Consider the following 21,932-nt stretch of genomic DNA (forward strand, 5'->3'; position numbering starts at 1 on the left):
GCGAGATGCCCGGCATCGCCATCGCGAGCCGGGCTGACTGCGTCAATCCAGCATTTTACGAATCACGTAATGTAATATGCCATCGTTCTGGTAGTAGGTCAGCTCGGTTGCCGTATCAATGCGACACCGGCATTCAAGCACTTCCGTTTTACCGTCTGCTCGCGTTAACGTCACCGGAACCGTTTTACCCGGCTGCAGGTTTTGCAGACCACTAATATCAATCTGCTCTTCCCCGGTCAGTCCCAGCGTTTTACGGGTGACGCCCTGCGGGAACTCTAACGGCAGGATCCCCATCCCGATAAGATTCGAACGGTGAATACGCTCGAAAGATTCGGCAATCACCACGCGAACCCCAAGCAGGCGCGGACCTTTCGCTGCCCAGTCTCGACTGGAGCCGGAGCCGTACTCTTTACCGGCAATCACCGCCAGCGGCGTGCCTTCCTGCTGGTATTTGACGGCGGCATCATAAATCGAAACCACTTCCGTGCCAGGTAAATGACGCGTCATGCCCCCTTCCACACCCGGAACCATTTCGTTGCGGATGCGGATGTTGGCAAACGTCCCGCGCATCATCACTTCGTGGTTACCACGACGCGATCCGTAGGAGTTGAAGTCCCGGCGTTCCACCCCACGGCTTTGCAGATAGCGGCCTGCCGGACTGTCGGCTTTGATACTGCCCGCCGGCGAGATGTGGTCCGTGGTAACGGAGTCGCCCAGCATCGCCAGAATACGCGCCCCGTGGATATCCTTAAGCGGAGCAGGTTCAGCCAGCATGTCATCGAAGAACGGTGACAGACGAATATAGGTCGAATCATCCTGCCAGCCATAAGTATCCGAGCCCACGACGTTAATTGCTTTCCATTCCGGCGTGCCCTCAAACACTTCCGCATACTCTTTGCGGAACATTTCGGTTGAGACCTTTTCAACGGCTCGCGCGATATCGCGTGAAGACGGCCAGATATCTTTCAGGTAAACAGGCTCGTTCTTGCGATCGTGACCAATCGGGTCTGTCGTGAGATTGATGTTCATGTTTCCCGCCAGCGCGTAAGCCACAACCAGCGGCGGCGAGGCCAGCCAGTTGGTTTTCACCAGCGGATGAATACGCCCTTCAAAGTTGCGGTTACCGGAAAGAACCGCACCCACGGTAAGATCGCCCTGCTTGATCGCCGTTTCAATCGGCTCAGGCAGCGGACCGGAGTTACCGATACAGGTAGTACATCCGTAACCCACGAGGTTAAAGCCCAGCTCGTCAAGGTACGGGGTGAGTTTTGCCTGCGCCAGGTAATCTGAAACCACTTTAGAGCCCGGGGCCAGCGAAGCCTTAACCCACGGCTGCGGTTTCAGGCCAAGCTCAACGGCTTTTTTGGCCAACAGTCCCGCGGCCATCAAAACGCTTGGGTTCGAGGTGTTGGTGCAGGAGGTGATAGCGGCAATAACCACCGCGCCATCCGGAAGTTGATACTGATGTCCGTTCAGGACATAGTCTATTGGACGGTGATCTTTTTTCGCGACATTGACTTCCAGTTCATTGCTGGCGGCAAAAGCTTTCGGCACGTCCGGTAACGCGACCCGATCCTGCGGGCGTTTTGGCCCGGCAAGGCTCGCCTCGACGCTTCCCATATCCAGCTCAAGCGTGCTGGTAAATACCGGCTCATCGCCCGGGTTTCGCCACATCCCCTGCGCTTTAGTGTAGGCCTCGACCAGCGCGACCTGCTCTTCACTGCGACCACTCAGGCGCATATATTCCAGCGTGACGTCATCGATGGGGAAGAAGCCACAGGTCGCGCCATATTCCGGCGCCATATTGGCGATCGTGGCGCGATCGGCCAGCGGCAGCGAATCCAGTCCGTCACCGTAGAATTCAACAAATTTACCCACCACCCCATGCTTACGCAGCATCTGGGTAACGGTCAACACCAGGTCGGTCGCGGTAATGCCTTCCGACAGCTTACCGGTGAGCTTGAAGCCCACCACATCAGGAATGAGCATCGACACCGGCTGACCAAGCATAGCCGCTTCCGCTTCAATACCCCCGACGCCCCACCCCAGCACACCGAGGCCGTTAATCATGGTGGTATGTGAATCCGTCCCGACCAGCGTATCCGGATAAGCCACCCACTCTTTATCCTGCAATTCACTCCAGACGGCTTTGCCCAGATATTCGAGGTTAACCTGATGGCAAATACCGGTTCCAGGCGGAACCACGCTAAAGCGGCTGAACGCCTGTTGCCCCCATTTCAGGAAGACATAGCGCTCGTGGTTACGTTCCATCTCCAGACGTACGTTTTCGCCAAAAGCGTCATCATCACCAAAGTGGTCAACGGTCACGGAGTGGTCAATCACGAGGTCAACGGGAGAAAGCGGATTCACTTTTGCCGTATCGCCACCGAGGCGCTTAACGGCTTCGCGCATGGCGGCTAAATCAACCACGGCAGGAACACCGGTAAAGTCCTGCATCAGGACCCTCGCAGGGCGATAGGCTATTTCTCTGTCGGCATGGGCACTCTTCAGCCACCCCGCCAGCGCCTGGATATCCTCGAGGGTGACGGAATCGCCATCCTGCCAGCGTAAGAGGTTTTCCAGCAAGACTTTCAAGGACTTGGGTAAACGCGAAATATCCCCAAGCGTTCTGGCAGCCAGTGGCAGGCTATAGTAATGCCAGGTTTTGTTTTCTGCCTGTAATGTGTCCTTACTGGCTTCGCGTAGGGTTAACGACATAAGCTCCTCCTTAATTACAGAGATGTCCTGACAATCATCAGGGCTGTAATTAAAGATAACACAAAGATGTCGTAACGTTTTGATAACAACCCGAATTGATAAATTTAGGAATGGTCCAGTGAAGTGCAAAAACAAAAAACCCCGCCGCAGCGAGGTTTTGGATTTACAGGAAGGCCAGCCAGATGAGCTGAGACCAGAACAGGATCGACACAGAAAAAACGCCGAGCCATGACCAGTATTTGTGAGACATCATGTTAATCATCATAGGGTACACCAGGCATTATTTTTAAAAAGGCTCCGAGGTTTGCCCTCAGTTCTATATTGCTGATGTGTATTTATTAAAGAGTACAAAGGTGCAGAGTCTTTATTCAGACTATTTGCATCATTACGCAATTAACTAAATTATTGTTTTTTGGGTTCGTCTTCTGCGAACACATCAATAAAGGCTTGCTGCTGTGGCGTCAGTTTCCAGGACGCGGGGACAACGGTCGCAGGTGCTTTGCGTCCTTTGTGACCACTGTCACGATGCTGACACATCTGTTTTACCGTTTCTGTACGTACCGTCACTGCCATATTCAACCCCAATATTTCCAGGCAAGGAGAGCAACCACTACCCAAAACAGGGCGGAGACGAGAAAGACCGCCAGCCAGGCTTTACGCTTGAGCGCAGGATCCCTTTGCGGTTCTTCACTTCCTGAAGGCATTGCTAACCTCATACAATCGATATCGCTTATCATTTAGGACCAAACAATTGGTACAATTAATCATCTGTTGAGATAAATCCTAAAGAAACTTTAGCCGAAAAGCCAGTGAATTTACGCATCAATGGGTGGGAAATATTCAATCTTTTGACCAGAAATAAATAATTGAAAAGAAATATTTGCGTAGCCGTAAATTACTTTCTACTTTTGTCGCCAATTCACGACATTAAAACCATACAGATTAAATGGGTAATGACATTATATGGCAGGGAAAATGTAGATGATGATAATTATGATTTAGCTTTGAGGAGTTAATTCGGTATCTTTCCGTGAGGGAAAGATACCGGGAGTGATTATTTTGCCGGAAGTTTGATGTCTTTAAACATCTCTTCAATATCTTCATTTGAGCGTAATGCAACAGCCGTATCGACCACGTCACGCGTTAAATGCGGGGCAAAGCGTTGAATAAAATCATACATATAGCTGCGCAGGAAGGTGCTGCGACGGAAACCAATTTTGGTCGTACTGTGGCTGAAAATATCGTGCGCATCAAGACGAACCAAATCCGGGTCTGAAACCGGGTCGACGGCCATGCTGGCAATCACCCCAACGCCCAGGCCAAGCCGCACATAGGTTTTAATGACATCAGCATCCGTGGCGGTAAAGACAATGCGCGGCGTTAATCCCGCCCGGTTAAAGGCCGTATCAAGCTCAGAGCGTCCGGTGAAGCCGAAGGTGTATGTCACTAAAGGATATTGCGCCAGCTCTTCAATAGTCACCGACCCTTTCCCCGCTAGCGGATGATCCGGGGTCACTACAATAGAACGGTTCCAGTGGTAGCACGGTAGCATAACCAGATCGTCATACAGGTGAAGCGCTTCTGTCGCGATGGCAAAGTCCGCGTTGCCCTTTGAAACCGCTTCAGCGATTTGCGTGGGCGAGCCCTGATGCATATGCAAAGAGACGCGCGGATAACGTTCTATAAAGCCCTTAATAACGCCTGGCAGCGCATAACGCGCCTGAGTATGCGTTGTGGCAATATAAAGCGAGCCTTTATCCGGCCAGGTATGTTCACCCGCCACGGACTTAATAGCGTCAACTTTGGAGAGGACTTCCCGGGCAATACGAATGATTTCCTGCCCGGCGGGTGTCACCTGCGTGAGGTGCTTACCGCTGCGAGCGAAAATCTGGATACCTAATTCGTCCTCCAGCATACGAACCTGTTTGCTGATGCCCGGTTGCGAGGTATATAACCCCTCAGCGGTAGAAGAGACGTTGAGGTTGTGATTCACCACCTCAACGATATAACGAAGCTGCTGTAATTTCATGCCAGACCATCCGATTTAGCGCACGCGGTCAATCGCTTAAGACGATTTGATAATAAGAAAAGGGTTAACTATAACCACTATATCATTTATAGCCTGACTGTATAGTACGGAACAAAAAATAATAACAAGGTAATAAAAAAGGGCCGGAAGTCCGGCCCTTTTACAGGTAAGTTACTGTACGGGAAGATTATTTCTTGCCTTCAACCCATTTTCCGTCGACAAAGAAGGCGGACCAGCCGGTCGCTTTCCCCTCTTTCTCAGCCGCAACGTACTGCTGTTTTGTTTTACGGCTAAAACGTACCACCGTTTTATTGCCTTCAGGATCCTGCTGTGGCGCATCGGCCAGATAACGCAGTTTCTCAGGCAGACGGTCGCGGAAGCGATGCAGCTCTTCCACCAGCGGCGCGCGGGTTTCACGCGATTTCGGGAAGGTGTTGGCCGCGAGGAAGACCCCGGCAGCACCGTCACGCAGCACGAAATAGGCGTCAGACTTCTCACACGGCAATTCTGGCAGCGGAACCGGATCTTCCTTCGGCGGCGCGACTTCACCGTTACGCAGAATCTTACGGGTGTTCTTACACTCGTCGTTGGTGCACGCCATGTATTTCCCGAAACGCCCCATTTTCAGGTGCATTTCCGAGCCACACTTCTCGCACTCAACGATAGGGCCGTCATAGCCTTTGATGCGGAACTCACCCTCTTCGATCTCATAACCATCACACGTTGGGTTATTCCCGCAGACGTGCAATTTACGTTTCGGATCGATCAGGTAGCTGTCCATCGCCGTGCCACATTTCTTACAACGACGTTTGGCACGCAGGGCATTGGTTTCTGCATCGTCACCTTCCAGCACGTTAAGAACTTCGTTCTCAGGTACCAGGTTGATGGTGGTTTTGCAGCGCTCTTTCGGCGATAACGCATAGCCAGAGCAACCGAGGAAGACGCCTGTTGTCGCAGTACGGATCCCCATCTTACGGCCACAGGTTGGGCAATCGATGCTGGTCAGTACCATCTGGTTAGGCAGCATGCCGCCCTCTTCAGGATCTTTCTCCGCTTTTTCAAGCTGGTTGGTAAAGTCGCTGAAGAAGCTGTCGAGCACTTTCTTCCATTCCGCCTGATGACTGGCAACCTGGTCAAGGCTGTCTTCCATCTGTGCGGTAAAGTCGTAGTTCATCAACTCGCGGAAGTTGGCTTCCAGACGGTCGGTTACGATCTCACCCATTTTTTCAGCGTAGAAACGGCGGTTTTCAACACGCACATAACCACGATCCTGAATGGTCGAAATGATTGACGCATAGGTTGACGGACGACCAATACCGCGTTTTTCCAGCTCTTTTACCAGCGATGCTTCGCTAAAGCGCGCAGGCGGCTTAGTAAAGTGCTGAGCTGGCACGAGGTCAACCAGAGAGAGTTCATCCCCTTTGTTCACCGCCGGCAGCGTTCGGTCTTCGTCGCCTTTACGCAGTGCAGGCATGACTTTCGTCCAGCCGTCGAAACGCAGGATACGGCCACGCGCTTTCAGACGGAAATCACCCGCACCAACGGTAAGCGTAGTGGAATCGTACTGCGCGGGTGTCATTTGACACGCGACGAACTGGCGCCAGATAAGCTGGTACAGCTTCTGGGCGTCGGCTTCCATATCCTTCAGCGATTCCGCTAACACAGAGACGTCAGAAGGACGAATGGCTTCGTGCGCTTCCTGTGAGTTCTCTTTGCTGGCGTACTGGTTAGCGCTTTCCGGCAGGTATTTCTTACCGAAATTGTCACCGATATAGCCGCGCACCATGTTAACCGCATCCTGACTCAGGTTAGTCGAGTCAGTACGCATGTAGGTGATGTAACCCGCTTCATACAAACGCTGGGCCATCATCATGGTTTTCTTCACGCCATAACCCAGACGCGTGCTTGCGGCCTGTTGCAGCGTAGAGGTAATAAACGGTGCGCCAGGCTTACTGCTGGTCGGTTTGTCTTCACGCTCCAGAACCTGATAGCGTGCTTTTTCCAGCAGCGCCACTGCGGCCATGGTCTGGTCACGGTTTTCAGGACGGAAAGGCTTGTCGTTCTGATGGCTCACCTGCAGCGGCAGAGCATCCCCGCCCGGCGTGGTGACATTCGCGTCGACTTCCCAGAACTCTTCTGGCACAAACGCTTTAATTTCGCGTTCACGTTCAACGACAAGACGCACGGCAACGGATTGCACACGGCCTGCGGACAGACCACGGGCAATCTTTTTCCACAGCAGTGGAGACACCATGTAGCCTACAACACGGTCCATAAAGCGACGTGCCTGCTGCGCGTTTACACGGTCAATGTTCAGTTCGCCCGGCTTTTCAAACGCCTGACGAATCGCATTCTTCGTAATTTCGTTAAACACTACACGGCTGTAGCGTTTGTCATCACCACCGATCACTTCCCGCAGGTGCCACGCAATGGCTTCCCCTTCGCGGTCAAGGTCGGTTGCGAGATAGATGTGGTCTGCTTTTTCAGCAAGCTGTTTCAGCTCATTAACAACTTTTTCTTTCCCGGGCAGCACTTCGTATTGTGCATCCCAGTTGTGCCATGGGTTAACACCCATGCGGTTGACAAGCGCGCTACGTTCATCCTTTTTAGGCTTTTTAGCCCCTTTGGTGGAGGTAGAGTCTGCGCTCTTTTTGCTGGCTGAGCCACTGGTCGGCAAATCGCGGATATGACCCACGCTGGACTTAACCACGTAGTCATTACCCAGATACTTATTGATCGTTTTGGCTTTTGCCGGGGACTCAACGATGACGAGAGCTTTACCCATATTCACCTTTACCTAATTTAATTCTTCCAGGAATACGCCGCACGTTGATTTCCCTTCCACTGACGACGCGTCATTGATATTGCGACTGCGTCAGGGGATATCAACCCCTTTGTCTTACCGAACGTCAGAGAAAAGACGCCCAGGTGATTGAGTTTTCGGGTATTTTTCTCACGCCTCATATGATTCGTGACGAATTACCGGTCGAATGTCAAGCAATTCTGTTGCCAGAATGACGAAAGCGCACACTCTACCTGATAAAATCCGTTACGCAACTTTATTAGCATGCAAAAGCAAATCACGCCAGCCAGGCTCCTGCGCCTTATCCCCTCAGATTACAGGGAAAATTTGCCCCCAAAGCGCCCTCGGCGTAGACTATTGTCACTGTTTAAGGAGTGGATTATGCACAATACGACCCAACCAATTGACCGAGTCTCTCTGCTTATCGAAGCAAACAAGCTTATCCGTGATCATGAAGATACTCTGGCGGGCATTGAAGCCACCGGCGTAGAACAGCGTAATGGCGTGCTGGTTTTCAGCGGCGAATACTTCCTTGACGAACAGGGGCTACCTACCCCGAAAAGCACCGCCGTGTTTAACATGTTTAAATACCTGGCGCATACGCTTTCAGAGAAATATCACCTGGTTGATTAATGCAAAACGCGAGGCCTGAGCCTCGCGTTTTTGTTTACAGCAACGGTTTTTGTCCGCGCTGTAGCCAGCGGAGCAACAGCCGATCGGCACTTTCTGCCGCACTGTTGGTAAAGCGATCGAGCAGACGCTTGCGCTGCGTAAAGCGCACGCCCACCAGCTCACGGCCATCCATCAGGTTCAACAGCAGGTCATCGCTAGTGCCCACTTCATCTACCAGTCCTTTCTCCTGGGCCTGGATACCGTACCAGTGCTCCCCCGTCGCGACCTGCTCAATATCGAGCGATGGGCGCATGCGGTGCACAAAGTCTTTAAAGAGGTGGTGCGTTTCATTGAGATCTTCACGGAATTTCTGACGCCCCTCTTCCGTGTTTTCCCCCAGCAGCGTCAGAGTGCGTTTGTACTGCCCGGCCGTGTGCAGTTCAATGTCGATCTCTTTGTTTTTGAGGAAGCGGTTAAAGTTAGGGATTTGCGCAACCACACCGATTGAACCAATAATAGAAAACGGTGCCGCCACAATTTTATCCGCGACGCAGGCCATCATGTAGCCACCGCTCGCCGCGACTTTATCCACCGCAACGGTCAGCGGGATCTGTTTTTCACGCAGGCGCTGCAGCTGTGACGCAGCCAGTCCATAACCGTGTACCACACCGCCCGGGCTTTCAAGACGCACCACCACCTGATCCTGCGGTTTTGCCACGGCAAGAACGGCAGTGACCTCTTCGCGCAGAGAAGAAACTTCATGCGCATCCATGCTGCCTTTAAAGTCGAGCACATAGACGCGTGGCTTTGCCTCATCCTGCGGTGCATTGAGCTTGGCTTTCGCTTTTGCCGCTTTGGCTTCCTGTTTATGCTTTTTCTTCTGCGCTTTAAGCCACTGCTTCTGTTGATGGCTATCGAGCAGCGACAGAGACATATCTTCCTGCATCTCTTTATACTGCTCACTCAGGCGGGTAATGCGTAACTCCCCACGCTGACGCTTACGCTGCGTCAGGTTTACAATCAGAACGGCAATCACCGCAATGGCAATCACCACCGTTGCGATTTTGGCCAAAAACAACCCATACTGAGAAAGTAATTCCACGCGTTCCACCTTGTTTAACCACGATTCTTTCACGGCAGTGTACAACAGCCCTGCCCATGCGTCTCGCTCGTGACATTACCTCTGCGAGCCTGCTTCAGGAATCCCCTCATGGGGGTTTAAATATTTGCAAATTGTTAATTTTACAGTAATGCCTCCTGTAGACTGATTGAATTCTCATGCTAATTCGGGCATAAAGCCGAAAAGTCATAAAGAAGGCGTCATTGCGTCACTGCGCGCCAGAGGAGTCCCCGTGCATTATCAACCGCAAAAAAATCTGCTGCAAAATCGCATCATTCTGGTCACCGGTGCCAGCGACGGAATTGGTCGCGAGGCGGCCCTGACCTACGCTGACTATGGCGCGAGCGTTATTCTTATTGGTCGTAACGAAGAGAAACTGAAAAGCGTCGCGCAGGAAATAGAGGCGGCAGGCGGCATTCCGGCCCCGTGGTATACCCTCGATTTACTCACCTGCACGCCAGCGGTGTGCCAGGAGCTTGCTCACCGTATTAGCGCCCACTATCCGCGGCTGGACGGTGTCCTGCACAATGCGGGTTTGCTGGGAGAAGTCCGTCCTATGGACGAACAGGATCCCGATATCTGGCAGCAGGTGATGCAGGTCAACGTCAACGGCACGTTTTTCCTGACGCAGGCTTTGCTTCCTTTATTACTTAAATCCGAGTCCGGCTCGCTGGTCTTTACCTCCTCAAGCGTAGGCCGCGAAGGTCGAGCCAACTGGGGAGCATATGCCGTCTCAAAATTCGCGACTGAAGGGATGATGCAGGTGCTGGCGGAAGAGTATCAAAGCCGCCATCTGCGCGTAAATTGCATTAACCCGGGTGGAACGCGCACCAAAATGCGCGCCAGCGCCTTCCCGTCGGAAGACCCGCAGAAACTGAAAACACCCGCAGACATTATGCCGCTCTATCTCTGGCTGATGGGCGACGACAGCCGTCGTAAAACGGGGATGACCTTCGATGCCCAGCCGGGCCGTAAACCAGGGATTTCGCAATGAGTGAAGAACGTCATCAACAACGCCAGCAGCGTCTGAAGGAACAGGTCGATGCGCGCGTTGCGGCCGCACAGGACGAGCGCGGGATAATTATCGTCTTTACCGGTAACGGCAAAGGTAAAACTACCGCGGCATTTGGCACCGCCACGCGTGCTGTCGGTCACGGGCAGAAAGTGGGCGTCATTCAGTTCATCAAAGGCGAATGGCCGAACGGCGAACGTAATCTGCTTGAACCGCATGGCGTTGAATTTCAGGTGATGGCGACAGGTTTTACATGGGATACGCAGAACCGTGAAACCGATACTGCAGCTTGTCTTGCAGTCTGGGAGCACGCCAAAAGAATGCTGGCAGACCCCGCCCTGAATATGGTTCTGCTGGATGAGATAACCTATATGGTGGCCTACGACTATCTCCCGCTGGATGCGGTACTGGAGGCGTTACAACAACGCCCGGCGCACCAGACGGTTATCGTCACGGGGCGTGGCTGTCATCGGGAAATACTGGAGCTTGCTGATACCGTCAGCGAACTGCGTCCGGTCAAACATGCGTTTGACGCGGGAATCAAAGCGCAAATCGGTATTGATTACTAAGAAAAAAGCCCGGTGATCTTCACCGGGCTTTTATGTTAACCGTTGTTGTTACGGCTGCCAGAGCGGCGGTTGCTGCTCACCTGGCTATGGCGTTTCACCGCACGACGGATCTGATTCGCCTTCATACGACGACGATCTTTTTCCACCGCCACTTTAGAGGTGGTTTCTGGCGTCAGGCCAACCAGTTCACGCAGGTAGTTAGTCTGTGTCAGATCCAGCTCGGTATAACCACCCCGTGGCAGACCTTTTGGCAGCAGGATGTCGCCATAACGGACACGGATCAGACGGCTCACCTGAACACCTACCGCTTCCCAAAGACGACGCACTTCGCGGTTACGGCCTTCAGTCAGGGTAACGTTGTACCACTGGTTAATGCCTTCGCCACCGGTGAATTTGATGGTTTTAAATGCCGCAGGACCGTCTTCCAGCTGAACGCCGCGTGACAGATCGCGCAGTTTATTCTCATCAACCTGGCCGAAGACACGCACGGCGTATTCGCGTTCCACTTCACGGCTAGGGTGCATCAGACGGTTTGCCAGTTCACCATCAGTGGTAAACAGCAGCAGGCCGCAGGTATTCACGTCCAGACGCCCCACGGCAATCCAGCGAGCGCCACGCAGTTTAGGCAGACGGTCAAACACCGTCGGGCGACCTTCAGGGTCGTTGCGCGTGCACAGCTCGCCTTCTGGCTTGTAATACGCAAGCACGCGGCAAATCTGCTCAGCGGACTCTTTCACGGAGATAAGATGACCGTCGATGCGGATCTTCAATCCCGGTACGATTTCTACGCGGTCACCCAGCGTGGCGATTTTACCGTCCACACTCACGCGACCCGCTTCAATAATGGCTTCGATTTCACGGCGTGAACCGTGGCCGGCACGCGCCAGCACTTTCTGTAACTTCTCGCTCATTGAGCTTCCTCAGGTGTCGCCTTCACAGGCGTCTGGTATACTTTCAAAAACAACGAGTTAGCATCAATAACAACTTAACTCACTGATATGTAACTATTTCATGGTACACAGCATGGCAAACAATATGTCACACAAGCTGTCACACACAATGATTCGTGGGCGCACATACTACACTAACTTTAGACTAAATGATTCAACAAGTTTTGTGCGCTTAAGTCTCGGTACTGATAGCCGAAAGCAAGCGGAAGTGATCATGAATCAGATCCGCCCTTTCATACCCCTTGTACAGAATGGAACGATGAGCCTCGAAGAGTTCAAACACAAAATGCAGGGTTACCGCACCGCCACCAAGCAGGACTTTGATGAATATCTTTTGAATTGGCTTAAAGGTGGCCTTGAAGAGGCTAAAAGGTTACCAGAATTAGGCAGGTACCATAAACAGATTACAGGTGAATCTTTATCGCCCCTAGACACCGCAAACAAGGCGCAAGGCTACGCCAACTCCTATATGGGGCATATGTATAATGGTAACGATATTTCCGCCAGGATGATGACCGCTGCACTCAGAAAGCAGATGTTAACAGTTAATGAATCCGACCTTGATCAGGTTCACCATATCGCCAGCCAGATAGATATGAATCAGGCCCTTATGTCACAGGCTTATGAAGCATTCTATTCAGGTGATTTGACACGATACCAGCAGATCATTAATTCGATGGGGTCAGCTTTACAAAATGCAATCCCGGCAGTTACCCCAGTACCAATGGAGCAAAATACAGCGACAACTGCCGAGACTGAACCAGCACACAGCCCAAGATTGTTGGAAGCGTGGAACGACTATATAAAGGATAAGGGTCAAAAGTGGCGCAAGCAAACAGCAAATGAAAATCAGCGTTTCTTTGATGTCCTCTATCATGTTGTGGGTGATGTCCCTGTTGATAGCGTTAAGAAACAGGATTTAAGGGATTCTCTCAAGGTGGCAGAGAATCTGCCTACTCGAACTAAACTACCCTACTCCAAAATGAGTCTTGCCGAGTGCATTGATTACGATGTCCCTGAGGATGACCTGATCGCCAGTGAGCATGTCCACAAACATTTAAAGCTATGGCGTTCATTGTTCAAAACGTATCTAGTCGATCAGAAAGATGTTCTTACCAAATCCCCTACTGATGGGATTAGTTACGAGGTTAAATCCAACCGGGGTGGGAACTATACAGCCAATGAACTGAGTCGAATCAAAGAGCATCTCTTTGCACTACCAAGCAGTGATTATCGGAAATGGTACTTCCTGACCTTGATTTATACAGGTGCTCGACGTGGTGAAATAGCGGATATCCGTAAGCACCACATACGGAAAGATGAGGAGACCGGGCGCGGGTATATCTTTATTGAAGGTGGGAAAACCGAACACGCCCGTCGCCAGGTTCCAATACATAAGACTATTGAGGCGGGGCTTTTGGCTTGTGTAAAAAACCTCAAGGATTCCGACCGTGTATTTGGCAAACTTCCCAACTACACCACCGTAACCACAGATTGGGTGGATATGATGAATGGACTAGACATCCCCGATTACAACGAGTTCGGACTCAAGCGCCGGGTCCACTCACTGAGACACACATTTATAAGCAATGCTATTGCATCCGTTGGAAACGCAGCACTGATCCAGTTTGTTGTTGGTCACAGCAGAACACAATCGCTAGGTATCACCTCAAGGTATACTCATACACCACCCTTGAAAGATCTACTTCCGGTGATTGATTATACAATCAAGTCATGAATGGATTCACATGAGTTACAACATATTAATTACACGAGTATTTTTATTCAATTGATACATGGTAGCATATAGTTAAAAAGGTATTTCTTATACAACCGTGCTGTCTAAGTTACATGGTACAACATCCGCATCGCATACATCTGAATAAACAAGGAATCTCATGCCACAACACTTCGACTTACTAGGGAAAGAACTCAACAATATCAAGGGGTTAAAGCAAAATCCAGATGCAACAGGCTTCTTCCTTCAGGAAGTACTTCGTTTCTACTCAATCGCGGGAACTTTGTTAACTAGTGATATCTGCCTTAATACTAGTTCTACTGTTGACGGAAGATACTTAACACATGTTTTATCACGCTCTCTGCTAGAGCCATACTTTACAATACTCTACATTTTTGATGATTTTTCACTTATGTCAGCACGATATGAAGAACAGAAAAACACATTTAAAGATAACTATCGAAAATTAATGAATGACCTTAACGCGCCTGTATGGTCTAATTTCATGACCCAACATGGAAATAATCTAGAACCAGCGGACCCTACATGGAAAAATCTCAAAAAACTTCCCGATGTAAATACCATGCTTGGGTATGTAAAAAACCATAGCGGTGGTACTTTAAAATACCTTTACCCACTCTATCGAATTACAAGCTTTGATACCCATGGACGTAGTTTAGGAACAATATTTGAATCTGTCTTTGGGAAACAGTGCAATTTCCCCATATTAGATATTGAATATGCAATTGAGCTTTTGGCGAATGAATATCTATCCCTTTATAACACCCTTCGTACTAATAAACTAATATAGGCAAGTCTAATTGACGCTATCGGTAATAAAAACAGTTCCTGACTGCTTCACACAAAATTACCCACAGATAAAGGGATGAATCCAGAATATATAGGTTCGAGATATGTATGGGCTTCAATATAGTTTCTACGAGAGCACGACGGACTAGACTTGAGAATGAGTGATAAGCTGCCATCAGTCTAGTGGGTGCGTACATCGCCGAACATAGGCACCGAGCCAAAAGCCGCAAGCGCAAGTAATGACTAACCCCGCCTCTGTGCGGGGTTTTTTATTGGTTCTTTTCCTCATGAAGCCGTAGCGCTTTCGCTAACTCCAACTGAAAGGCAAATGACAAGCGGGAACGGCTAATCTTGATACCGTCAATAATGATGTATGTAGGGTAAGCGGTGATCATGCGGCCCAAGTATTGGAAGTATTTAGGGTGGTTTGACTTATCGTTATTCATTGTGTTCCATCCGTCTGGGCGTGGGTAATCCCGGTAACGGATAATTGATCTAAATTCGATCAAAATCAATGACTTAACAGATCACCAAATCCAGGGGGTGTACAATGGCGAGCCTCCCTCAGCCTAACCTATACACGAACATAAAATAGGGGCGGATTCCTTCCAGTTGGGTGGAAAAATATCTGGGAGTTTGGATATTGCAACCAGGCACCACTAATAGGGACGGAGGTGGGTCTTGATCATGTTTATCAAATATCACTGCTTGGTTCATGGTGCAAATCACTTGGTATCAACAATCGAACGTTTTTCGATACCAATCTATCTCCTACAAATCTGGTATCAATAAATTACCATATTGACTTAAAGATACTAACGATCAATTATGATACCGTTTTTGATACCACTTGAGAGGATGTTATGAGCCGTACTTTTGCATATTGTCGTGTGTCCACCAGCGAGCAAACGACTGAAAACCAAATCATGGCAATCCGTCATGCTGGTTATGATGTAATTGATAGCCGTGTCGTATCCGAAGTTGTTTCAGGTGGTGTACAGGCAATGAAGCGTAAAGCTTTTGCCGATATGGTAAATCACAAGTTGGAGTCAGGTGATCAACTGGTCGTGCTCAAACTAGACCGTTTGGGACGTGATAACATCGATGTACAACAGACAATCTCTATGTTAGTAGACAAAGGAATAGACGTTGTATCGTTGGATCTGCCTGCGAGCAACCTTGCCAGTGCCGAAGGAAAGTTGATGCTTCAAATGTTCTCTGCATTTGCGGAGTTTGAAAAATCACGTATTACAGAGCGCACTAAAGAAGGTCTAGAGCGAGCTAAGAAAGAAGGCAAGAAATTAGGCCGTCCTGTGGCAGCAAACACGTGTAAGCGTGTACAAGAGGCTAAAGCTAGTGGTCTGAGTCAGGCAAAAGCGGCTTCCTCGTTAGGTCTAGGGATTGCCACGATAAAGCGCCATTGGAACATCTGATATTTTTGTATCAGTGAAGTAGCTATCAATATGATAGTGAGTCCTTAGTGCAGGCAACTATCTCAGAGACAAAGATCGATAAAGGAGTTTAGTGTGACAAAGACTAGAGATAATCACTATGTGCCTCAATGGTATCAAAAAGGATTTATGGAGGAACGGGAACAACAACTCTGCCACTTAATGCGTCGTAAAATTAATATTCCCGGAGATGAAACAAGGATAGTCGAATCAAAAAAATGGCAAACACCAACGCAGAGATTTTATGAAGTCGATTTATATTCAACTTTTTTTGGTTCTGAAGTTAATGATGAAATAGAGCGAAAACTATTCGGCCCGATAGATAACAGCGGCTCAACATCTATTCGAGCCTTCCTTGGAAATAATCAAGCTGAATGGCATGATAACTTCCGTGATCTATTTACTTATATTGATGCTCAGAAACTACGAACCCCTAAAGGTTTGGATTGGATTAAAAACAAATACCCTGAACTCAATCAAAGTCAACTCATGATGGAAATGCAATCCCTTAGAACAATGCATTGTACATTGTGGGCTGAAGGGGTGCGTGAGTTAGTCTCAGCTTCAGAAGCAGAAACAAAATTCATTCTTTCAGATCATCCAGTCACTATCTATAACTATGCTTGCCCTCCAAATCATGAACTTTGTAATTATCCTAACGACCCAGATATTACATTAAAAGGTTCACAGACGATATTTCCTTTAGATAAAAATCGTTGTTTGATTTTAACGAATCTTGAATATGCACAAGATCCCGAAAATGCAAACCCACTTCAACAGCGAACCAATGCCACTCGCCTTAGAAATAGCATGGTAAATACTATTAATTTCATTAATAGCCGCCAACTTTCGGATGATGAAGTTAAAAAGATAAATTATATTATTAAAAGTAGATCTAACAAATCAGTCGCAGCAGGTCGAGAAAACTGGCTTTACCCTGAAAAGGATATCGAAGTTGATTGGGCTGAACTACGTCATCTACTTTTACCATCGTTAAATGGTATATTTGGTTTTGGCGGAGACATGTATGCCAAATTTGAGGATGGCTCAGTACACTATCAAGATGCACTTGGTAGAACAACTCACTCACATGAGTTCCTCCAGAAAACGACAAGTAAAGTTCAGATTGGCCGTAACTCCGCTTGCGGATGTGGCAGCGGCAGAAAATACAAACACTGCTGCCTCAATCTTGCTGAGAACTTACGTACATCGTGGGATGTAGTAAGCATAAGAGAAAGAAATCTCGCATTTTGTAATTGTATTAAAGATGTTTTAGGTTTAAATAATGGTAAAACGTGGCTAGACGTCAGAAAAGAAATTACCGAAGATCATATAACAAAGATATATGAATTCTATTCAATACTATGGCCTGTTGATACAGACATATATAATTTATTGCCAAAATCGGATGGAAAACTACGAGCGCTGTATTCAGGGCCTGTAGATGTCCGTACCATAACTGAAAATGCTGTACCAATGGCATCATTATTTGATGAATTTTTGATTGAGACTCCCATATGTAACCCTAACATTACCAATCCAGAATTCAGCCCCATCAAATCCCCATCACAATATAAGTATCAATCACTCAAGGATTTTTTATTTTTCCTTCAGATGGAACCATTTATTGGACTTGGTTTGATAAACATCATTCCTGAACCGGTCGAATTTGATACTGGACTCATGCGAGCAACGTTAGACATGGCTAGGGAGAGAGGTCAAAGAAAGGAACCTATACACAAACAAGATTTACAACGACACTTCATCTTATCGACTGAGGACTTACTAAATTCAACGGCATTAATGCCTAGGGACATGAGAGTTAATTTCCTTGTAAGTCAGTTTGGTTTAAATGAAGTGTCAGCAAGTGATATAATTACTACATCTGAACTAAATGCAGAGTCTTCACCTCTGACACTATTACAAAAAACATCAGTAGGTAGTGGCGGGCAATTAATGATGTCGCGGAATGGGCCTAATTATGAAATGGCTTTATTTATAGCCCAAGTAACAGGCTCAGTTATTGTGACCGATAGTATTTCCAGATGGAAACAGTTATATTCTGCACAACACCGCGATCAAGGAATATCTTCTTTCCCATGGGGTAAAGCACTTGATGCCTTTAATATTGTACCTCTTGACCTTCAGTTTGAGGACACGTTCACGAAGTCCCAAGGACCATTCTCCAAGACAAGAAACCTGCTTAAAGAAGTTGACCAAACCATTTTGAGAAATAATCGTACAACAGCACATATACAGCTCCTAACTACTAACATCAATGCCTTAATCAAACAGCTAAATGCAGATAACAAGTCATTGGTCCTTAAAAATATGATGATATCTTCTCCAGAGGGTGGGTTTTATGATAGGAATGTTCAGCGATTGCTGGCCCGTTCAAGTTGTCTTAAATATGATGATAATGTTAGGTCAATCTTAGGCATTGACATTGCAACGATGTAATCATTGCCATTTTAGTTTTTTTGAGAATGTTGCATGAGCTCATTTTAAATTCGGTTTAAAACTGAGAAATGCAAAAAGGGCTATGCCGATGAAAGCAGTAGCCCTATGGTCATTCACTGCACAAAAATGAGAATAATGCTCAGTAATTTAAATGCTGAGCTGAAAGAAGGAATAAAGAACCCGGCTAAACAGCCTGTATCGCTCCCTGAGAGGTTTTTTGCATGTAGATGATCGCTGGACTACTTGCTAAGTAAAGTTCGATACAGGGCTTCCTACGAAGGATTCTAATGCAGCGTATTAGCCGTCTTGAATTTTACCCTCGACGCAGAGAATGTTTGCTGCCCTTTACCGTTAGAATACTTCCCGCGATTCTTGGCAAGATATGAAATCCGTTTGACCATCCTAGTAAGTGAATCGTGATCACCTCTTTTGATTCTGTATCCATCCTCGGGAAGATGGACCCGAGAAACTCCATTCGTGAGTTCTGACCAGATACGGCTTACCCTTCCAATAATCCCTTTGTCTTCAAAACCAGCAGTGTTTACCTGGAAATATGGTAAAGCTATCCAGCAGTGGTAATGAACTTGTTTAGCCCTTTCTTTCTCCCTAACCCAGCCATAAGCGAATTTTTTGATAGGCTGATTGTTCCAGGCTTTTGCGGTGAACTCGCCTCGCAGACGAGTAAACAATTCACTTACCAGTTTGTTGCTTTCATCAACAGACATCCCTTCAGGGACAGACAAATCAAAGCGGAATCCATACAGTTCGTTATAGTGCGACAACATAGCGCGAAGCTGGTCAATAAATCTGTCGATAATTTCTTTTCGTATTGGACTGCTACGCTTACTTAACGGATTATGGTTAAGCTTATAGGTCAAACCATCGTGGAGATAGGTTGAGGAATGGATCAAGGTGTAATGACCATTGTCACGGTGAGATGTCAGTAAATTAGTTGATTGTTGTACAGATAAGATAGATTGCTGCATACGCCTCCTTCAGTAGTGTTAGATAGTTCCTCATGTAGGGTATAGGTATTAATAAAAACCAGTAGAAAACTGAAACGCAAAAAGCCCAGCAGACCCACACCACTTCTGGCATTGGAATACAGGCATGATTGAAAATTTTCACTTAGAAAAGTTTCTGGTAAAAACCAGCTTCTCTATCAGATTACCACTACCTTTTGTGTTCGGCAAGAGTTTCTAACTGTAGGTCGTGAATTCCTGATTGCAGCATGGACAAAAATTGACCTTTCCCGCGACTAACCAAAACCAACGAGATATCCCTGAGCGGTCAATGATGTTATTGGCTAAACCAGCATAGGCCAATGATGAAAGATTACGGTGTGTTGTTGAAAGCGGGATGTTCAGGAGCTTTGAAAGTTCTAAAGCCGAGCTAGGAATAGACGTTTGAGTAAGGTGGTGCGAAATATTTATACGTGAAGTTGTCAGTGTTAATCCTGCTGACTTCAGGATAATAGCCATCCGATTATAATCATCCCTTAACGGGGGGGTAAACGCAGGCAAAATGGACCCTGTAAGCAATATTCACTCTCTTTGAGTCAAGTTATCAAGAATGATATTTTATCATAAAACCGCTCAATTGAGAATTGTTCTCAATTGAGCTTTGAGACAATAATGATATTAAGCACAGATACCGGTATATGCCCGAGTCTATGTATATCTCCATTCAAGTTAAATCTGAATGGACCAAGGGGAAAACGGTGTGCATAAAAAATGGGATTCTGAGTGTAATTAAAGCTGTCATACAAAACGATGATTGCCCTTTATGCTAACAAGGCAATGCATTGATTTGTAATGATATTAATTTTATCTTGTACGCCTTCACAGGCGTCGAATCAGGTCAAAAGAGGGCTCAGCCCTGCTTTGATGGCCGCGTAGTATATCTGCTTACACCCTTACAAGAAAGGCTTAACATCACCCACGCCTTCACGAATCACTTCTGGCGCATCTTCGGTTAAGTCAACAACGGTGGTTGGCTGCTGACCAAGGTAGCCGCCATGAATAATCAACTCGACCACCTTTTCCAGACGGTCTTTAATCTCTTCGGGATCGGATTCGGTGAACTCGCTGCCAGGCAACATTAAAGAAGTCGAAAGCATCGGCTCGCCGAGGGTTTCCAGCAGCGCCTGCGCAATCGGGTTGGACGGTACGCGCATCCCGATGGTTTTACGCTTTTCCTGTAACAGTCGGCGCGGCACTTCCTTGGTTCCTTTAAGAATAAAGGTGTAGTTGCCCGGCGTGTTATTTTTGATCAGACGAAACGCCACGTTATCGACATACGCGTAGGTCGACAGTTCAGAAAGATCGCGGCACATCAGGGTAAAGTTATGGCCGTCCGGCAGCTGACGAATGCGGCAAATGCGCTCCATCGCCCCTTTGTCTTCAATTTTACAGCCCAGCGCGTAGCCAGAATCGGTCGGGTAGACAATCACGCCGCCTTTGCGAACGATCTCCACGGCCTGATTAATTAAGCGTGGCTGCGGGTTATCCGGATGAATATAGAAAAACTGACTCATACTTCCCTCTCTTCAATTTTCTGCGGCTGTTCCCAGAGCTGCCAGACGGGCTCAACGCCTGCGGGCAACCAGAGCTTGCGTCCCAGCTCGATCCACGCACAGGGTTGATGGAAATCCGACCCTTGCGAACCCAGCAGACCGAACTGACGCGCGTAGGTTGCGAGCTGCGCACGCTCATTGGGCGCCTGCTGACACTGGGCGACTTCCATCGCCTCACCGCCACATTCGGCAAAGTGTGCCAGCAGTCTTTTCAGCCACTTAGCAGAAAGATTATACCGCCCCGGATGGGCGAGCACAGCCTTACCGCCAGAATGATGAATGACATCAATAGCTTGTTTTATTGTACACCACTGTGGCGGAACGTAACCGGTTTTCCCGCGTGCCAGATATTTTTTAAACACGTCCGCCATCGTCGTGGCTTTGCCCGCCTCAACCAGAAAACGGGCAAAATGGCCGCGCGTCACCGCCCCACCGTTTGCCAGTTTCTGTGCACCTTCCAGCGCTCCGGGAATATGCGCTTTTTCCAGTCGCTCACCAATCATTTCGGCGCGTTCATTGCGGCGCGATTTTTGTTCTTGCAAAAACGCACGCATTGCCGGATGTTCAATATCGATATTGAGGCCGACAATGTGTATTTCGTGATTTTCCCAGACTGTCGAAATTTCGACGCCGGGCACCAGATTCAGCGCCAGTCCGCTGCGGGCAATTTCGGCGCGCGCCGCGGGAATAGCATCTGTCGTATCGTGATCGGTTATCGCCAGCGTGCCAACACGCATTTCAACGGCGCGATGAACCAGGGCTTCGGGTGTCAGCAGGCCATCAGAGGCCTGAGTATGGCTGTGTAAATCATAAATTACGGCGTAGGTGGTATCGCTCAAAGCACTTCCCATAGCAGGTTAAAGACATCCGAAACCCCTATGATAACGGCTTGGCGCGAAATTCTGAAATCAAGGGTTGACAACTTGCCATCGAACTAGTTAACTAGTACGCAAGTTCACACGAGAAAGGTATCTGAAAATGACAGCACATTTCACTCTGCACGGTTGGTGGCGCACATCCTGATTATCGGGCAGTGTCACACGTCTGCGAAATGCAAACAGATACCCAGCCCGCGACTAAGCGGG

Annotated in this window: 19 protein-coding genes and 1 other annotated feature (1 of these 20 running past the window's edge); of the genes, 8 read left to right on the plus strand and 11 right to left on the minus strand. The window is 48.3% G+C overall.

Annotation, left to right across the window (positions count from 1 at the left end; genetic code table 11):
* Positions 1–42: 42 nt before the first annotated feature.
* The 6 genes from acnA to topA form a co-directional block, all read right to left on the minus strand.
* Positions 43–2,718, minus strand: coding sequence for an aconitate hydratase AcnA (acnA, locus tag ACN9MQ_RS12140; protein WP_047955698.1), 2,676 nt, complete (start codon positions 2,716–2,718; stop codon positions 43–45).
* Positions 2,719–2,881: 163 nt separating this feature from the next.
* Positions 2,882–2,980 carry a small membrane protein YmiC gene (gene ymiC / locus ACN9MQ_RS12145; RefSeq protein ID WP_426021116.1) on the minus strand — a complete coding sequence of 33 codons (99 nt, stop codon included), beginning with the start codon at positions 2,978–2,980 and terminating at the stop codon, positions 2,882–2,884.
* Positions 2,981–3,120: 140 nt separating this feature from the next.
* A complete protein-coding gene (locus ACN9MQ_RS12150) occupies positions 3,121–3,291 on the minus strand; it encodes a hypothetical protein (protein WP_032669764.1) in 171 nt (56 codons plus the stop codon).
* A gap of 2 nt (positions 3,292–3,293) precedes the next feature.
* Positions 3,294–3,434: a YmiA family putative membrane protein gene (locus ACN9MQ_RS12155; protein ID WP_214579162.1), complete on the minus strand. Its 141-nt coding sequence runs from the start codon at positions 3,432–3,434 to the stop codon at positions 3,294–3,296.
* A gap of 338 nt (positions 3,435–3,772) precedes the next feature.
* The gene (cysB, locus tag ACN9MQ_RS12160; protein WP_006175683.1) at positions 3,773–4,747 is read right to left on the minus strand and encodes an HTH-type transcriptional regulator CysB; all 975 of its coding nucleotides are present in this window, start codon (positions 4,745–4,747) and stop codon (positions 3,773–3,775) included.
* 187 nt (positions 4,748–4,934) lie between these two features.
* Positions 4,935–7,532, minus strand: coding sequence for a type I DNA topoisomerase (gene topA / locus ACN9MQ_RS12165; RefSeq protein WP_020882439.1), 2,598 nt, complete (start codon positions 7,530–7,532; stop codon positions 4,935–4,937).
* Between the two features lie 399 nt (positions 7,533–7,931).
* Here topA and ACN9MQ_RS12170 point away from each other — a divergent pair, with 399 nt between their 5' ends.
* Positions 7,932–8,183, plus strand: a complete 252-nt coding sequence (locus tag ACN9MQ_RS12170) for a YciN family protein (protein WP_020882438.1) — start codon at positions 7,932–7,934, stop codon at positions 8,181–8,183.
* Between the two features lie 34 nt (positions 8,184–8,217).
* Here the strand turns inward: ACN9MQ_RS12170 and sohB are convergent, their stop codons facing one another.
* Complete coding sequence (gene sohB / locus ACN9MQ_RS12175) at positions 8,218–9,264, minus strand: protease SohB (protein ID WP_020882437.1); 1,047 nt, start codon at positions 9,262–9,264, stop codon at positions 8,218–8,220.
* A gap of 250 nt (positions 9,265–9,514) precedes the next feature.
* On the opposite strand from sohB, the gene ACN9MQ_RS12180 reads away from it, so the two are divergent.
* Together ACN9MQ_RS12180 and cobO are read left to right on the plus strand one after the other, a co-directional pair.
* Positions 9,515–10,276, plus strand: coding sequence for a YciK family oxidoreductase (locus ACN9MQ_RS12180; protein WP_020882436.1), 762 nt, complete (start codon positions 9,515–9,517; stop codon positions 10,274–10,276).
* Positions 10,273–10,863, plus strand: a complete 591-nt coding sequence (gene cobO, locus ACN9MQ_RS12185; protein WP_020882435.1) for a cob(I)yrinic acid a,c-diamide adenosyltransferase — start codon at positions 10,273–10,275, stop codon at positions 10,861–10,863. The genes ACN9MQ_RS12180 and cobO overlap by 4 nt, the downstream gene beginning before the upstream one ends.
* A 35-nt stretch (positions 10,864–10,898) precedes the next feature.
* Here cobO and rluB read toward each other — a convergent pair whose 3' ends face one another.
* Positions 10,899–11,774, minus strand: a complete 876-nt coding sequence (rluB, locus tag ACN9MQ_RS12190) for a 23S rRNA pseudouridine(2605) synthase RluB (protein ID WP_008502809.1) — start codon at positions 11,772–11,774, stop codon at positions 10,899–10,901.
* Positions 11,775–12,027: 253 nt separating this feature from the next.
* Here rluB and ACN9MQ_RS12195 point away from each other — a divergent pair, with 253 nt between their 5' ends.
* From ACN9MQ_RS12195 to ACN9MQ_RS12210, 4 genes are all read left to right on the plus strand, one after another.
* Positions 12,028–13,551, plus strand: coding sequence for a tyrosine-type recombinase/integrase (locus ACN9MQ_RS12195; RefSeq protein WP_349665012.1), 1,524 nt, complete (start codon positions 12,028–12,030; stop codon positions 13,549–13,551).
* Positions 13,552–13,711: 160 nt separating this feature from the next.
* Positions 13,712–14,362 (plus strand): hypothetical protein, encoded by a 651-nt coding sequence (locus ACN9MQ_RS12200; RefSeq protein WP_112047593.1) that lies wholly within the window; start codon positions 13,712–13,714, stop codon positions 14,360–14,362.
* 862 nt (positions 14,363–15,224) lie between these two features.
* Positions 15,225–15,794 (plus strand): recombinase family protein, encoded by a 570-nt coding sequence (locus ACN9MQ_RS12205; RefSeq protein ID WP_112047592.1) that lies wholly within the window; start codon positions 15,225–15,227, stop codon positions 15,792–15,794.
* Positions 15,795–15,887: 93 nt separating this feature from the next.
* Positions 15,888–18,272 carry a DUF4238 domain-containing protein gene (locus ACN9MQ_RS12210; protein ID WP_112047591.1) on the plus strand — a complete coding sequence of 795 codons (2,385 nt, stop codon included), beginning with the start codon at positions 15,888–15,890 and terminating at the stop codon, positions 18,270–18,272.
* A gap of 284 nt (positions 18,273–18,556) precedes the next feature.
* Here the strand turns inward: ACN9MQ_RS12210 and ACN9MQ_RS12215 are convergent, their stop codons facing one another.
* The 3 genes from ACN9MQ_RS12215 to rnm all read right to left on the minus strand — a co-directional run bounded on the left by ACN9MQ_RS12215 (position 18,557) and on the right by rnm (position 21,698).
* Positions 18,557–19,258 carry a YagK/YfjJ domain-containing protein gene (locus ACN9MQ_RS12215; RefSeq protein WP_112047590.1) on the minus strand — a complete coding sequence of 234 codons (702 nt, stop codon included), beginning with the start codon at positions 19,256–19,258 and terminating at the stop codon, positions 18,557–18,559.
* Between the two features lie 929 nt (positions 19,259–20,187).
* On the minus strand, positions 20,188–20,808 hold the full coding sequence (locus ACN9MQ_RS12220; protein WP_003856793.1) for an L-threonylcarbamoyladenylate synthase: 621 nt from the start codon (positions 20,806–20,808) through the stop codon (positions 20,188–20,190).
* Positions 20,805–21,698, minus strand: coding sequence for an RNase RNM (gene rnm, locus ACN9MQ_RS12225; RefSeq protein WP_020882434.1), 894 nt, complete (start codon positions 21,696–21,698; stop codon positions 20,805–20,807). Before rnm ends, ACN9MQ_RS12220 begins: the two co-directional genes overlap by 4 nt.
* Positions 21,699–21,825: 127 nt before the next feature.
* On the opposite strand from rnm, the gene trpL reads away from it, so the two are divergent.
* Complete coding sequence (trpL, locus tag ACN9MQ_RS12230) at positions 21,826–21,870, plus strand: trp operon leader peptide (RefSeq protein ID WP_106993556.1); 45 nt, start codon at positions 21,826–21,828, stop codon at positions 21,868–21,870.
* Positions 21,847–21,932 (plus strand) — a sequence feature (Trp leader region) (it continues 9 nt past the right edge of the window). It overlaps the preceding gene by 24 nt.

The sequence above is a fragment of the Enterobacter sp. R-25 genome, from assembly GCF_049913205.1.
Classification (GTDB): Bacteria; Pseudomonadota; Gammaproteobacteria; order Enterobacterales; family Enterobacteriaceae; genus Enterobacter; species Enterobacter ludwigii.

Coding starts and splice junctions, on each gene's coding strand:
- acnA (WP_047955698.1), bottom strand. CDS start 2,718: ATGTCGTTAACCCTACGCGAAGCCAGTAAGGACACATTACAGGCAGAA.
- ymiC (WP_426021116.1), bottom strand. CDS start 2,980: ATGATTAACATGATGTCTCACAAATACTGGTCATGGCTCGGCGTTTTT.
- ACN9MQ_RS12150 (WP_032669764.1), bottom strand. CDS start 3,291: ATGGCAGTGACGGTACGTACAGAAACGGTAAAACAGATGTGTCAGCAT.
- ACN9MQ_RS12155 (WP_214579162.1), bottom strand. CDS start 3,434: ATGAGGTTAGCAATGCCTTCAGGAAGTGAAGAACCGCAAAGGGATCCT.
- cysB (WP_006175683.1), bottom strand. CDS start 4,747: ATGAAATTACAGCAGCTTCGTTATATCGTTGAGGTGGTGAATCACAAC.
- topA (WP_020882439.1), bottom strand. CDS start 7,532: ATGGGTAAAGCTCTCGTCATCGTTGAGTCCCCGGCAAAAGCCAAAACG.
- ACN9MQ_RS12170 (WP_020882438.1), top strand. CDS start 7,932: ATGCACAATACGACCCAACCAATTGACCGAGTCTCTCTGCTTATCGAA.
- cobO (WP_020882435.1), top strand. CDS start 10,273: ATGAGTGAAGAACGTCATCAACAACGCCAGCAGCGTCTGAAGGAACAG.
- rluB (WP_008502809.1), bottom strand. CDS start 11,774: ATGAGCGAGAAGTTACAGAAAGTGCTGGCGCGTGCCGGCCACGGTTCA.
- ACN9MQ_RS12195 (WP_349665012.1), top strand. CDS start 12,028: ATGAATCAGATCCGCCCTTTCATACCCCTTGTACAGAATGGAACGATG.
- ACN9MQ_RS12200 (WP_112047593.1), top strand. CDS start 13,712: ATGCCACAACACTTCGACTTACTAGGGAAAGAACTCAACAATATCAAG.
- ACN9MQ_RS12205 (WP_112047592.1), top strand. CDS start 15,225: ATGAGCCGTACTTTTGCATATTGTCGTGTGTCCACCAGCGAGCAAACG.
- ACN9MQ_RS12215 (WP_112047590.1), bottom strand. CDS start 19,258: ATGCAGCAATCTATCTTATCTGTACAACAATCAACTAATTTACTGACA.
- ACN9MQ_RS12220 (WP_003856793.1), bottom strand. CDS start 20,808: ATGAGTCAGTTTTTCTATATTCATCCGGATAACCCGCAGCCACGCTTA.
- rnm (WP_020882434.1), bottom strand. CDS start 21,698: ATGGGAAGTGCTTTGAGCGATACCACCTACGCCGTAATTTATGATTTA.